Here is a 13,107-nt window from a genome sequence, read left to right as displayed (position 1 = left end):
TTTAAAGGAGGATTCGCCATGTGGAAATGGGAAACGGATCAAGAAGCAAAGGCAGTCATCGTCATCATTCACGGAGCAATGGAGCATCACGGCCGTTATGGTTGGCTCATTGAAATGTGGCGCTCGGCAGGATATCATGTCGTCATGGGGGACCTGCCCGGCCAGGGTATGACCTCGAGGAGCATGAGGGGCCATATCGAATCATTCGAAGAGTACCTCATCGAAGTGAAGGATTGGATACAGGCAGCCTATCAGTTCGAGCTCCCTGTATTCGTGATCGGTCACAGCATGGGTGGACTTGTCGCCGTGCGTCTGCTCCAGGAATCGCATGTGAATCTTGCAGGGGTCATCCTCTCCTCGCCCTGCCTCGGATTGATGAATTATCCGAACAAGTCGGTGGACCTGCTTTCATATGGCCTCAATAAAGTTGCCCCATCGGTTAAATTCCCATCGGGATTATCTATCAATATGGCGACCAGGAACGCTGAAGTCCGGGAGATCGACAGCAACGATTCCCTCTATATCACGAAAGTCTCTGTCCGGTGGTACCGGGAATTGATCAATGCGATGAAGCATGCTCACCAGGAGCTTGATAAAATGCCTGACTATCCGTTGCTTGTCATGCAGGCGGGGGATGACCAGATTGTAGATAAACGGGCAGTGAAAAAATGGTTTACAGAACTTTCCTTGTCCGAAATGCATTATAAAGAATGGGCAAAATGTTATCATGAACTTTACAATGAGCCGGAGAGGGAGGAAATCTTCGAGTACTCCAAATCTTTCATTGAAAGCCGGCTGAAAACATTGGGTTATATTGTGTAATGAAGTAAGGAAGAGGTGATAAGCGTGTCCATACCAAGCGATCCATTTTCATTAATGACAAAAGTATATCGAAATGTTTTTCCACACGTTCATCACGAACTTGATCAGTGGAAAATGAAGGCCGAAGCGATCCCGAATGAAGAATTGAGGCGACAGGCCCTCTCAAGCATTGAACATAAGACGTTTCACTGTGAGGGCGGTGGCATCATGTCCCTCCTTTCCCTTGATAAGAAAGTAGAGACGATCCGTTTCATCGTGGCCTATCAAACGATCAGCGATTACCTCGACAATCTGTGTGATCGGAGCGTCTCCCTTGATCCGGATGATTTTGCCCTCCTTCACCAGTCCATGAGGGATTCCCTTGATGTCGGTGCCGAACCCGTGAACTATTATGCCCTCAGGGAAGACCAGGATGACGGCGGATACCTCGAAGCACTGGTCAGGACGTGCCAGGGTGTCCTGAAAGATCTCCGGAATTATGAAGCGATCAAAGCCGAGCTCGCCCAGCTTTGTGATTACTACTGCGATCTGCAGATACATAAGCATGTGAAACAGGAAGAGCGTGTCGGACGACTGCAGGGCTGGTTCGAGTCCCACAGGGAGAACCTTCCTGACATGGACTGGTATGAATTCTCTGCTTGCTCCGGATCGACCCTGGGAATTTTCTGCCTCGTCTCATATGCAAATCGGGAAGATTTCCATCCGTCCTATACGGATAAAATCAAGAGCGGCTACTTCCCTTATATACAGGGACTACATATCCTCCTCGATTATTTCATCGATCAGGAAGAAGACAGGGAAGGGGGAGACCTCAACTTCTGCTTTTATTATGAAAATGAAGAGCACATGAAGGAGCGGCTCCTACACTTCCTCCGTAAAGCGGATGAGCATACGGAAGGACTCCCACACGCCCATTTCCACCGATTGATCAATAAAGGGCTGATCGGCGTCTATCTGTCAGATGATAAAGCCAGGAAGCAGCGGAACGTTCATCATTTTTCAAAAGAATTCATCAATGAATCAGGCTGGATTACAAAATTCTTCTATTTCAACGGTAAAATGTATCGAAAATGGAGAAGCCGGAAAAAGACATCTTAAATCCCAAAACCTCGACATTGCTCGAGGTTTTCTTTTTTGTTTTATGAAAAAAATGGAATAATTAAGGTTCTAAGGTTTCAGGTAAGAAAGCGGATACTGGGACAATATGACTGTTTTAATTCTGAAAATATTTACTTTTCAGAAAAAAGGAGTATATTTGGTAGAGAAAGTATTTACTAGAAACTTTAGGGGGAATGGAAATTGAAGTCTAGAAAGATCATGTCTGTTGCCATGGCCGCAGCGCTCAGTGCCGGTTTATTTGCCGTCCCAGCTTCCGCTCATGATGCCACGCCGGTGAACGTCCTGAAGGACCCGGTGGAGAAGAAGGTACATAATCATGGGGAAGGACCGTTTGACCTAGCTATCGCAAATGAAGAGAAATTGATTGAGATGCTCAAGGAAAAAGGGGATATTTCAAAGAATGCTTCAGCTTCTGAAGCTGAAAAAGGATTGCAGAAGTTCCTGAAGGAAAAATCCGATGGCTTGAAGGAGCTTGAAGATGATGGAGAGCTGAAGGAAGAGAAAGAGAAGCTCGAGAAAAAGATCACCCAGAACAAAAAGAAAGGGAAGGGTCATAATAACAAAAAGAAACATCGAAACCTCGATCCTGTCCAGGAAGAAGACTATGACGGAGATGTAAGGGAAGATAAGGTGCTTGTTGTTTTGATGGAGTTCCCTGATTTCCCTCACAACTCGATTCAGGAAGATGAAACGGATATGTACTATGACGATTATGTGCAGAAGCACTATGAAGACATGGTATTCGGCGATAAAGGATACAAAGGGCCGAATGGAGAAAATCTGGTTTCCATGAAGCAATTCTATGAGCAACAAACGAATGGTGCCTACACGGTCGATGGAAAAGTGACGAAGTGGTACATGGCGAAGCATCCGGCTGCTTACTACGGGGGCAACGGAGCGAATGGCAGTGACGCAAGGCCGAGGGAACTCGTCAAGGAAGCACTTGAAGCTGTTGCGGCAGATCCAGATGTGGATCTTAGTGAGTTTGATCAAGAAGACCGTTATGATCTGAATGGAAATGGAAATACCCGTGAGCCGGATGGCCTTGTCGATCACCTTATGGTCGTACACTCTGCTGTCGGTGAAGAAGCAGGCGGTGGAAGTCTTGGAGAAGACGCCATCTGGTCCCACCGTTGGAACCTCGGCTCTGTCTTCCCAATCAAAGGAACGGAAACGGACGTTCCATACTGGAATGGCAACATGGCTGCGTATGACTACACGATTCAGCCGGCAGACGGAGCAGCAGGGGTGTTCGCCCATGAGTATGGGCATGACCTCGGACTTCCGGATGAATATGATACCCAGTATACAGGAACAGGTGAAGCAGTAGCTTACTGGTCGATCATGGCAAGCGGAAGCTGGGCAGGGAAGGTACCTGGTACAGAGCCGACCGGATTCAGTGCATGGTCCAAGGAATTCCTCCAGGCTGCTCATGGCGGCAACTGGCTGAAGTACGATGAGATTAGTCTCGATGAGCTGAACAAAAAAGGTGCAGAATTCTATCTTGACCAGGCCAATACGAAGGGCACGAATGCAGATGCATTGAAGATCACGTTGCCGGATAAAGAAACACCGGTCAACAAGCCGTTCAGCGGAAAATACAGCTACTTCAGCGGCAGTGGAAATGATCTTGATAACTCCGCAGTCGTCGATGTTAATCTTTCATCCGCATCCAGCGCAGAATTCTCCTTCAAAGCATGGTATGACATCGAGTCGGATTGGGATTATGGATCCGTTCAAGTGAGCGAGGACGGGAAGCAATGGACAACCATCCCTGGTAATATCACGACGGATGTCGACCCGAACAACCAAAACCCTGGCAACGGGATCACCGGAAAATCCGATGGCTGGATCGATGCCAAGTTTGACCTGAGTGCCTATAAAGGGAAAAACGTAAAAGTGAAGATTAACTACTGGACGGATGTAGCAGCCGTGTACCCTGGTTTATATGTAGATGATATCAAGGTGACGGCAGATGGGAAACAAGTATTCTTCGATGATGCAGAGGGCACACCGAAAGTGAAGCTTGAAGGATTCGCGAAGGATACGGGTGTCAAAAAATCAGAGCATTACTACCTTCTTGAGTGGAGAAACCATCAGGGAGTCGATGAAGGACTAGCTCACATCAAGCGTGGGAACAGCCTCATGTCATATGATCCGGGTCTTGTGATCTGGTACGCAGATGAATCCTATGACGACAACTGGACTGGTATCCACCCTGGTGATGGCTATCTTGGAGTGGTCGATGCGGATCAAAAACCGCTTAAATGGAGCGATGGTTCCGTTGCTTCCACCCGCTACCAAATCCATGATGCAGCATTCAGCATGGATAATGCCAAGAAAATGTTCATCGATTACCGCGACCTTCTCGGGTTGACGCTTGAGGATAAGGATACGAAGAAAAATCCTGAGTTCTATGACAGGAAAGACTACTCGAACAAAGCGATGCCGGATGCAGGACGAAATGTTCCTGAATATGGCCTGAAAGTAAAAGTGACGGGTCAAAGTAAAGACAAGTCCGTAGGGCGCATCGAAGTATCAAAACATTAATCTTGAAGGGTGACCGCCGACCGGCGGTCACCCTTTAAGCATGTTAGTGGACATTTTTCATTATGAAATTGATAATAATACTCACATCACACAAAGGAGATGTAAGTATTGGCCATTAAATTAAGCATTCTCGATCAATCACCGATCGCAGAAGGAATGAGCCCCCAAGAGGCTCTTCAAAATACAGTAAAACTCGCACAGCATGCCGATCGATTGGGCTATGAGCGTTTCTGGGTATCTGAACACCATGATTCCACCAGTCTCGCCGGTTCTTCACCGGAAGTATTGATCGCCCATCTTGCCCAGAATACAAAGAGGATCAAAGTAGGCTCAGGCGGAGTCATGCTTCCCCACTACAGCTCGTACAAAGTGGCAGAAAACTTCCGATTGCTCGAGGGGCTGAACCCTGAACGGATCGATCTCGGTCTCGGAAGGGCCCCTGGCGGTATGCCCATGGCCACGATGGCCCTTCACGACGGGAAACCGAGGGACGTCGACCGCTATCCTGAGCAAATCGACGATCTTCTCGGATATATGACGGATAACCTGCCGGCATCCCACCCATACCAGGGACTGACGGCTGCTCCTCAGATCGCTACGATGCCTGAAGTGTGGCTGCTCGGATCGAGTCCATCGAGCGCCATGTTGGCCGCTCAAAAAGGACTACCGTACACGTTCGCCCAGTTCATCAATGGCGAAGGAGGTCCGCAATACACCGCTGCTTACCGCAACAACTTCGTGCCAAGCCCTTATCTTGATCAGCCAAAGAATATTGTCGCTGTCTTTGCGATCTGTGGCGAAACGGATGAAGAAGCTGAAAGGATCGCCTCGAGCATCGATCTTTCTATCCTCATGATCGAACAGGGGATGCGCTCGAACGGAACCCCGAGTCCCGAGAAAGCGGCCCAGTACCACTACAGTCCGTTCGAACTTCTCCGGATCAAGGAGAATCGGAAGCGGATGGTTGTCGGAAGCCCCGAAACCGTGAAAAATAAAATCCTCGCCTTGAGCGAACAGTATCAAACAGACGAAGTCATGCTCGTGAGCATCACGTATGATTTCAACGATAAGCTGAAATCATTCAAATTGATTGCCAATGCATTGATGGACGCATAACAAAAAGGGACGGCCAGCGGGCCGTCCCTTTTTGCTTATCTTTTTTCCAGGGCCACGATGAATGGCGGATGGTTGAGCTGATTCATGAACTGATAGCGGAGGACGTGGACATAATTCTGGTCGAGCTTCTCCACATAGCGGAGGATATAATCCCTCTCCACCGCGCCTTCCGGGTGTCCGTGATAGATCACAAGGACGAGGATGCCTTCCGGCGCCATCATTTCAAGGATCTGATTGAGGGCGAGGATCGTCGTCTTAGGACGGGTCACGATCTCCTTATCTCCCCCCGGCAGGTAACCGAGATTGAAGATGGCCCCTGTCACTTTCCCGTAATGGACGGGAGGAATCACATTCATTACGGTCTCATGGCCCTGATGGAACAGGGTGACCCGAGGCGCCAATTCGTGGGTATCAAGCTGCTCTTTCGTATTCTCGATGGCTTCTTCCTGGATGTCAAAGCCGTAGACCCTGCCATTTTCTCCTACGAGCCTGGCGAGGAACAGCGTATCGTGCCCATTCCCTAGCGTGGCGTCGATCACGACATCCCCGGGGCTTACGGCACGCTCAAGAAGCTGCCTTGCAAATGGTAGAATTCTGTCTAATTTCATGTTGTCACATCCACTTTGTAATATTTTCCCTGCCAGCTCTCGCGGCGCTTCATTTCATCATCGATGGCGTTCAGGACGCTCCATTTATTCACGCTCCACATCGGGCCCACCATAAGATCGATGGGACCATCTCCGGTGATCCTGTGCACCACCATTTCGGGAGGGATGATCTCGAGCTGATCACAAACCAATTGTATGTATCGATCAAAATCAAGGAACTCAAGAAGTCCTTTTTCGTATTGTTTCACCATCGGTGTGCCTTTCAGAAGATGCAGAAGATGGATTTTGATCCCCTGTACATCGAGTTTTGCCACTTCGGCAGCGGTCTCAAGCATCATCTCGTCTGTTTCCAGTGGAAGGCCGTTGATGATATGGGAACAAACCCGGATCCCGTGCTTCCTTAACTTCCTGACACCTTCTTTGTAGCATTCATAATCATGGGCACGATTGATCAGGGCTGCCGTCTTTTCATGGACCGTCTGAAGCCCGAGCTCCACCCATAGATACGTTCTTTCGTTCAATTCAGCCAGATACTCCACCACGTCATCTGGAAGACAATCCGGGCGTGTGGCGATGGACAGGCCGATGACCCCGTCCTGCTTCAGCACGGATTCATAGCGTTCCCGTAGTACCTCGACGGGGGCGTGGGTATTGGTGAAAGCTTGGAAATAGGCAAGGTATTTGCCGTCCTTCCATTTTTTATGCATTTTATCCTTGATATCATGAAATTGTTTTTCTAATGATTCGGCCCTGTTGCCTGCAAAGTCACCAGACCCTGCTGCGCTGCAAAAGGTGCATCCACCAAATGCGGCGGTACCGTCACGGTTCGGACAGTCGAATCCTCCATCCAGTGCTACTTTGAACACTTTATGGCCGAAGTGTCCGCGCAGATGATAATTCCAGGTGTGGTAGCGTTTTTGGTCTGCTGCATATGGAAATGGGTTTGTCTCGATGGCAAACACCTCCTGATTCGTTGATTTCGGTGGTTCATCATAGAGATTTTAACATGAAAGAGGGGGAGAATGAATCCTCAGGGAACCAAAAGGCGAAGTTTACCACTTTTGAAATGGGTGAGCAGGCTCACACTAAGGGATGGGAAGTACTTCCCGAAAGCACTAAATAGGCAGGGGGATGTTCAGATGGCAACGAGGCAATCAATCGACGAGTGTATCCAGAAGTGTGAAGACGCCATCCGCGAAGGTCAGAAGCAGTACCAGGCCGGTCTCGGACAGGAACATTACAGTGACAGTGATTATACGCAGGCCATGCTAAAGATTGAGGAATCGGTCAATGACCTTGCACAGCTGTCACAAAGCGCCAATGCCCAGCAGCGTGAACAGCTTCACAGGATGCGGCTTCAGGTGCAGCATCTTCAGAATGAAATGATCCTCCTTGAGCATGATCCTTCAATGGTAGGGGGGACCCTTCATTGAAGAAACGATCCGATCAACACAACCCGGAACAGAGTGGCCGGAATAAACCGATCGATACCGAGTTCGGGAAAGAGTACAATCCTGTTGAAACCGTGAAAAAGCAGAATGAGCACAGGAGTCAACCCGTTCGGAGCAACCATCATAATGACAAATAGCAACACGGGCCAGCCCTGGATCCCAGGGCTGGCATTTTTTGTTCAAGCTCTTGAATCACCGCATCGAAGCAGCATTACATAACAGGTTTGAAGCCGGTAAATAGTTCTTGCCCCTTTCAACGAAAAGGAGTAAAATCCTCTAGGGAATTGAAATTGTGTTAGAAAGGAAGAGGAAAAAATGCCAAGATCTTTATGGCTCCTCATCATCGGAATGATGGTGAACGTTACCGGTTCTTCCTTCTTATGGCCTTTGAATACCATCTACCTACATGATCACCTTGGGAAGACATTATCCATGGCAGGCATCGTCCTCATGCTCAACGCAGGGGCAAGCGTTGCCGGGAATCTGATCGGTGGGTTTCTTTTTGATAAAATGGGCGGGTACAGGTCCATCCTTTTGGGGATCCTCATCACCCTTACAGCACTTGGAGGAATGAATCTCTGGCACGGATGGCCTCAATATGTCGTGTTCCTGACCATCGTAGGCTTCGGATCGGGGATCGTGTTCCCGTCCATGTATGCCATGGCAGGGTCCGTATGGCCGGCCGGGGGAAGGAAAGCATTCAATGCCGTTTACGTGGCCCAGAACATCGGGGTCGCCGTCGGGGCGTCACTTGGCGGCCTAGTTGCATCGTTCTCATTCAATTATATCTTCCTCGCGAACTTCTTGATGTATATTGTATTCTTCCTGATCGCCCTGTTCGGCTATAAGAAGATCTCCGCCCAGGTTTCGGGACATACGTCGGTCATTCAGGAATCCAGGCCGATACGCGACCGTTCGAAACTGACGGCGCTCCTGCTTATTTGCGGAGCGTATCTCTTATGTTGGGTCGGATATGTGCAGTGGCAGTCCACGATTGCGAGCTATACCCAGGAAATCAACATTTCCCTCAAGCAGTACAGCTTCCTGTGGACGATTAACGGGGCGCTGATCGTCCTTGCTCAACCCTTGTTGTCCCGGGTCATCAAACGGTTCGAGAATAATTTGAAGATCCAGATCATGATCGGGACGGTCATCTTCATGCTGTCATTCGCCGTTGCGGCTTTTGCCGATCAATTCATGTGGTTCGTGGCGGCCATGATCATCCTGACCGTCGGGGAGATGCTCATCTGGCCGGCCGTTCCGACCATTGCCAATTCCCTTGCGCCTAAAGGGCGGGAAGGGTTTTATCAGGGCATCGTCAACAGCACGGCAACAGGCGGCCGGATGATCGGTCCCCTTATCGGCGGATTGATGGTCGATATGTTCAGTATGCAGATCCTCTTTGTCATCCTGATCGCCTTTTATATCGCGGCCATGATCTTATCCAGCATCTATGATCGTCCATTGAAGAGAAAAGAACCGGTAACCATTTCAGCTCATTAAAAAAAGCGTACGATGCATGCATCGTACGCTTTTGGTTTCAAAACAAATTAAAAGGGCTCCCGTATCCTACGGAAGCCCACTTGCAAAAAAATTGAGGCGGATAATCCAGACGCCACATCGTCTGTTGTCACAAGGACGCGATTACCGACTTACACAATTCAACTCATCGCTATATAAGAATAACATGGTCGCTAAAAAAAGGCAACAACCTTTTTCATAAGGATGGATCGCTTGCAATCCGCCAGTGACGGATCAGGGGGCCGGTATCACCAAACACGGGATCGCCGGATGGAAGGGGGACCGAGATGATGTCCAGGCGCGAGCTCGTCCTGTCATCAGCCCTTCCTTTTTTTGTGTTGTAGTCCCTTCCGTCAGGATAGGCGCCTGCAACCTTGAAATCATCACTTGCCGAGATCCGTTTATGTCCGGTGCCTGCAGGCAGGATGAGGACGTCACCTTTTCGGAAACGTACTGTTTCCCCGAACTCTCCCCCGACTATGACCTCGGCTTCCCCGTCGATGACCCCCAACACTTCATGGGTATTGCTATGGAAATGGTGGTAATCAAATATTCCGTTCCTCCAACTGTTGCACCATCCATTCCGTTCGAACACCGTTTCGGGGCTGTCCGTTTCTCCGGATAAGGCATCTCTGTATAATAACACCGGAAGATTCGGGTTATTGGGGATGATTCCATCATCCTCAAAATACAAGATCTTTAGTTCGGCGATTTCCATCCTTCATTCCTCCATTCGTTGTTAAGGAGATTCCCTCCGTATCAAGGCTTTAAACCGTTTTCCAAAAAGTGGTGTGGATTATTTCCCCATTGACCGGCAGATGGTATGCTAGGATATAGTTATCTGAAAATTTCGGGTTTGGAGGAAGGTTGATGAGTTCATTGTTGAAGTCGGTATCGGTTGAGATGATCGAAATCATTCTCGAGAACGCGTTTGAGTGGCTTGTTGTCGTGGATGAGGGGGGGACGATCATCTATATGAACGACAGCTACTGCCGTTTCCTCGAGGTGGAAAGGGAAAGGGCCGTAGGAAGTCATGTCACGGAAATCATTGAAAATACACGCATGCATATCGTAGCGGCCAGCGGCAAAGAAGAGGTGGCCGACCTTCAATATATCAGGGGGAACTATATGATCGCCAACCGGATTCCCATCGTAGTGGATGGTCAGGTGATCGGGGCTTTCGGATCGGTCATATTCAGGGATACGAGTGAATGGATGCAGATGAGTTCCCATGTGAAGAACATGATGTCAAAGATCCAAAGCTATATCCACGATATCAACAGCGGTGTGCGCTATACCCTGAACGACATCATCGGTGATTCCGAAGTGATGCTCGAGCTGAAAGAAAAAGTCCAAATGATTGCCCCAAGCGATATTTCCATTTTGATCAGGGGAGAGAGCGGGACGGGTAAAGAGCTCTTTGCCCACAGTATCCATCAGCTCAGTGAACGGAGCTCACAGCCTTTCATCAAAGTCAACTGTGCAGCCATACCGGAGCATCTTCTGGAATCAGAACTGTTCGGATATGAAGAAGGGGCATTCACAGGAGCGAAAAAGGGAGGGAAGAAGGGGAAATTCCAGCTTGCCCACAAGGGGACCCTCTTCCTCGATGAAATTGGGGACATGCCTTTGAATATGCAGGTGAAATTGCTCCGTGCCCTCCAGGAAGGGGAGGTGGAGGCAGTCGGTTCCACAAAGGTCCAGCATGTGGACGTCCGGATCATAGCCGCCACGAACCGCCCCCTTGAAACGCTTATGGAAGAAAAGTGCTTCCGCAGCGACTTGTATTACCGGATCAATGTAATCCCTTTTCATATCCCCTCTCTTAAAGAGCGGAAGGGGGATCTTTCAAGACTTGCCTCCTTCTTTCTTGAAAAATCGATCAAATCCTCTGGGAAGCGGATCAGTGGATTCGAAGGGGATGTACTGGAAATTTTCAAATCCCACAGCTGGCCGGGGAACCTGCGGGAACTGGAAAATGTGATCCATGCCGCTACCTATCTCACCTCTGGCACCGAAATCAAAGTCAATGCCCTTCCTTCATATTTGAAGGTGGGGAATGTGTACAAACCAGGGTCGAAATCATTAAAAGAAATGATGGAAGAAACAGAACGTGCCATATTGGAAGAAACGATCCGAACCCATCCTGACAAACGGAAAGCTGCCCGTGTATTGGGATTGGGGAAATCAAGCCTGTATGAAAAATTGAACAAATATCACCTCCAATGAAGCGTGTGTCCGGAATGCCGGAATGTTGTCCGGATTTCTGGAAATAGGATGAAAGTGGCAGATTTGTGAATACTGAAAAAGCAGTAGGGAGAATCTGTCCGGAATCCCGGACAGATTTTTTTTTAGATGAAGAGGGAAAGACCGATAGACAAAAAGAATCCGTATGTTAGATTTTTTAAAAATAAGTCTAAAACGTGACAGAACGGGAAAATGAACCGCGAAAAAGAGAAGACTCCAATTAATTTTCCGAAAAGTTAAAAACTTGGCACGAACCTTGCAAGTACATTATGTGAAAGGGGAACAAAACCCGATTGGTGGGTGCTAAAAGGTGTAAACGATTACAAAAAAAGGGGGAGCAAGAATGTTAAGTATGATCGGACTTATTGGAGGACTCTTACTATTAATCTATTTAACGATGAAAGGCATGAATATCCTGGTTGTCGGTCCGGTAGCAGCACTGTTTGTGGCAATCCTCAGCGGCATGCCTCTTTTCCCGCAGCTGGCTGCAGAAGGGGAAGCGGATCTCGTAACGAACTATATGGGTGGGTTCACGGGATTTGTAGCGGCTTGGTATCTCATGTTCCTGCTCGGTTCCGTATTTGGTAAGGTGATGGAGGACAGTGGTGCAGCAGACAGCGTATCCCGCTTTGTTGTCGAGAAAATGGGAATGAAATATGCAGTGCTTGCCGTCGTGGCATCCTGTGCCATCTTGACGTATGGCGGAGTCAGCCTGTTCGTCGTCGCCTTTTCTGTCTATCCTATGGCCCTGAGCCTATTCAAGCAGGCGGATCTTCCGAGACGCTTCATCCCGGCTGCCCTGGCCCTGGGGTCCGTCACCTTCACGATGACGTCTGCTGGATCTCCGGAGATCCAGAACTGGATCCCGATTGAATATCTTGGAACCACACCTTATGCCGGCTGGGAAGTCAGCATCATCGTCGCGGTCTTCATGGCCTCGTTCGGCTACTGGTGGTTGAAACGCATGATCAAGAAAGCGCTGGCCAAAGGGGAGCGATTTGAAGCGAGAAAAGAAGATCCGATCATCGATGAAGGGCGTCCGCTTCCGAATCCGATCATGGGTCTGATCCCGCTCCTCGTCGTGCTTGGATTGTCCTTTGCCTTCCATGATTCATTGAAGCAATCGGCGCTCATCATTGCCCTGCTTGGCGGAGTCATCACCACGTATCTGTTGAACAGGAAGTATTTCAAAGGCTTCTGGGGTGCGGTATCTGAAGGAACCGTCGGTGCGCTGATCGCCATCGGAAACACGGCAGCCGTCGTAGGTTTCGGCGGCGTCGCGAAAGCGGTTCCTGCATTTGAAACAGCGGTGACGGCCATGACGAGCATTCCAGGATCTCCGTTGATCGGGGGAGCCATCGCCGTCAGTGTCATTGCCGGTATGACGGGATCATCGTCGGGTGGTCAGGCAATCGCGCTGCCACTGCTCGCGCCTCACTACATGGATATGGGTGTGAATCCGGAAGCACTGCACAGGGTCGTATCGATTTCGTCCGGGGCATTGGATTCCCTGCCGCATAATGGCTATGTCGTCACAACGATCCGCTCGATCTGTAATGAAACCCATGAAGCGGCCTATGGGGCTGTAGGTGCGTTAACGGTCATCGTGCCAGCGATAGGGGTGGTCATTGCCATCATCCTATTCTCACTTGGATTAGGTATTTAAGAAAGGA

General features: G+C 49.2%; 12 protein-coding genes. 9 read left to right on the top strand and 3 right to left on the bottom strand.

Annotation, left to right across the window (positions count from 1 at the left end; translation table 11 throughout):
- Positions 1 to 18: 18 nt before the first annotated feature.
- The 4 genes from ABJ225_RS11440 (at position 19) to ABJ225_RS11425 (ending at position 5,607) form a co-directional block, all read left to right on the top strand.
- A complete protein-coding gene (locus ABJ225_RS11440; RefSeq protein ID WP_053426264.1) occupies positions 19 to 822 on the top strand; it encodes an alpha/beta fold hydrolase in 804 nt (267 codons plus the stop codon).
- Positions 823 to 846: 24 nt separating this feature from the next.
- On the top strand, positions 847 to 1,920 hold the full coding sequence (locus tag ABJ225_RS11435) for a tetraprenyl-beta-curcumene synthase family protein (protein WP_218247735.1): 1,074 nt from the start codon (positions 847 to 849) through the stop codon (positions 1,918 to 1,920).
- 201 nt (positions 1,921 to 2,121) lie between these two features.
- Complete coding sequence (locus tag ABJ225_RS11430; protein WP_481900621.1) at positions 2,122 to 4,491, top strand: immune inhibitor A domain-containing protein; 2,370 nt, start codon at positions 2,122 to 2,124, stop codon at positions 4,489 to 4,491.
- A 108-nt stretch (positions 4,492 to 4,599) separates the two neighbouring features.
- Positions 4,600 to 5,607, top strand: a complete 1,008-nt coding sequence (locus ABJ225_RS11425; protein ID WP_347320247.1) for an LLM class flavin-dependent oxidoreductase — start codon at positions 4,600 to 4,602, stop codon at positions 5,605 to 5,607.
- A 35-nt stretch (positions 5,608 to 5,642) separates the two neighbouring features.
- Here the strand turns inward: ABJ225_RS11425 and mnmM are convergent, their stop codons facing one another.
- Together mnmM and mnmL are read right to left on the bottom strand one after the other, a co-directional pair.
- Positions 5,643 to 6,215: a tRNA 5-(aminomethyl)-2-thiouridylate-methyltransferase MnmM gene (mnmM, locus tag ABJ225_RS11420; protein WP_347320245.1), complete on the bottom strand. Its 573-nt coding sequence runs from the start codon at positions 6,213 to 6,215 to the stop codon at positions 5,643 to 5,645.
- Positions 6,212 to 7,177, bottom strand: a complete 966-nt coding sequence (gene mnmL / locus ABJ225_RS11415; protein WP_347320243.1) for a tRNA modification radical SAM protein MnmL/YtqA — start codon at positions 7,175 to 7,177, stop codon at positions 6,212 to 6,214. The genes mnmM and mnmL overlap by 4 nt, the downstream gene beginning before the upstream one ends.
- A 177-nt stretch (positions 7,178 to 7,354) precedes the next feature.
- On the opposite strand from mnmL, the gene ABJ225_RS11410 reads away from it, so the two are divergent.
- The 3 genes from ABJ225_RS11410 to ABJ225_RS11400 all read left to right on the top strand — a co-directional run bounded on the left by ABJ225_RS11410 (position 7,355) and on the right by ABJ225_RS11400 (position 9,169).
- Complete coding sequence (locus ABJ225_RS11410; RefSeq protein WP_347320241.1) at positions 7,355 to 7,648, top strand: YtzC family protein; 294 nt, start codon at positions 7,355 to 7,357, stop codon at positions 7,646 to 7,648.
- A complete protein-coding gene (locus tag ABJ225_RS11405; protein ID WP_218247738.1) occupies positions 7,645 to 7,803 on the top strand; it encodes a glycogen biosynthesis protein GlgD in 159 nt (52 codons plus the stop codon). Before ABJ225_RS11410 ends, ABJ225_RS11405 begins: the two co-directional genes overlap by 4 nt.
- Positions 7,804 to 7,981: 178 nt before the next feature.
- Complete coding sequence (locus ABJ225_RS11400; protein WP_347320239.1) at positions 7,982 to 9,169, top strand: MDR family MFS transporter; 1,188 nt, start codon at positions 7,982 to 7,984, stop codon at positions 9,167 to 9,169.
- Positions 9,170 to 9,383: 214 nt separating this feature from the next.
- On the opposite strand, the gene ABJ225_RS11395 is transcribed toward ABJ225_RS11400, so the two are convergent.
- A complete protein-coding gene (locus ABJ225_RS11395) occupies positions 9,384 to 9,905 on the bottom strand; it encodes a cupin domain-containing protein (RefSeq protein WP_347320237.1) in 522 nt (173 codons plus the stop codon).
- A gap of 152 nt (positions 9,906 to 10,057) precedes the next feature.
- On the opposite strand from ABJ225_RS11395, the gene ABJ225_RS11390 reads away from it, so the two are divergent.
- Both ABJ225_RS11390 and ABJ225_RS11385 read left to right on the top strand, forming a co-directional pair.
- A complete protein-coding gene (locus ABJ225_RS11390) occupies positions 10,058 to 11,416 on the top strand; it encodes a sigma-54 interaction domain-containing protein (RefSeq protein ID WP_218247741.1) in 1,359 nt (452 codons plus the stop codon).
- 361 nt (positions 11,417 to 11,777) lie between these two features.
- Positions 11,778 to 13,100: a GntP family permease gene (locus ABJ225_RS11385; RefSeq protein ID WP_218247742.1), complete on the top strand. Its 1,323-nt coding sequence runs from the start codon at positions 11,778 to 11,780 to the stop codon at positions 13,098 to 13,100.
- Positions 13,101 to 13,107: the final 7 nt, after the last annotated feature.

The sequence above is a fragment of the Rossellomorea sp. RS05 genome, from assembly GCF_039822645.1.
Taxonomy (GTDB): domain Bacteria; phylum Bacillota; class Bacilli; order Bacillales; family Bacillaceae_B; genus Rossellomorea; species Rossellomorea marisflavi_B.
The sequence above is the reverse complement of the archived record's forward strand: the minus strand, read 5'-3'. Positions and strand labels throughout refer to the sequence as shown.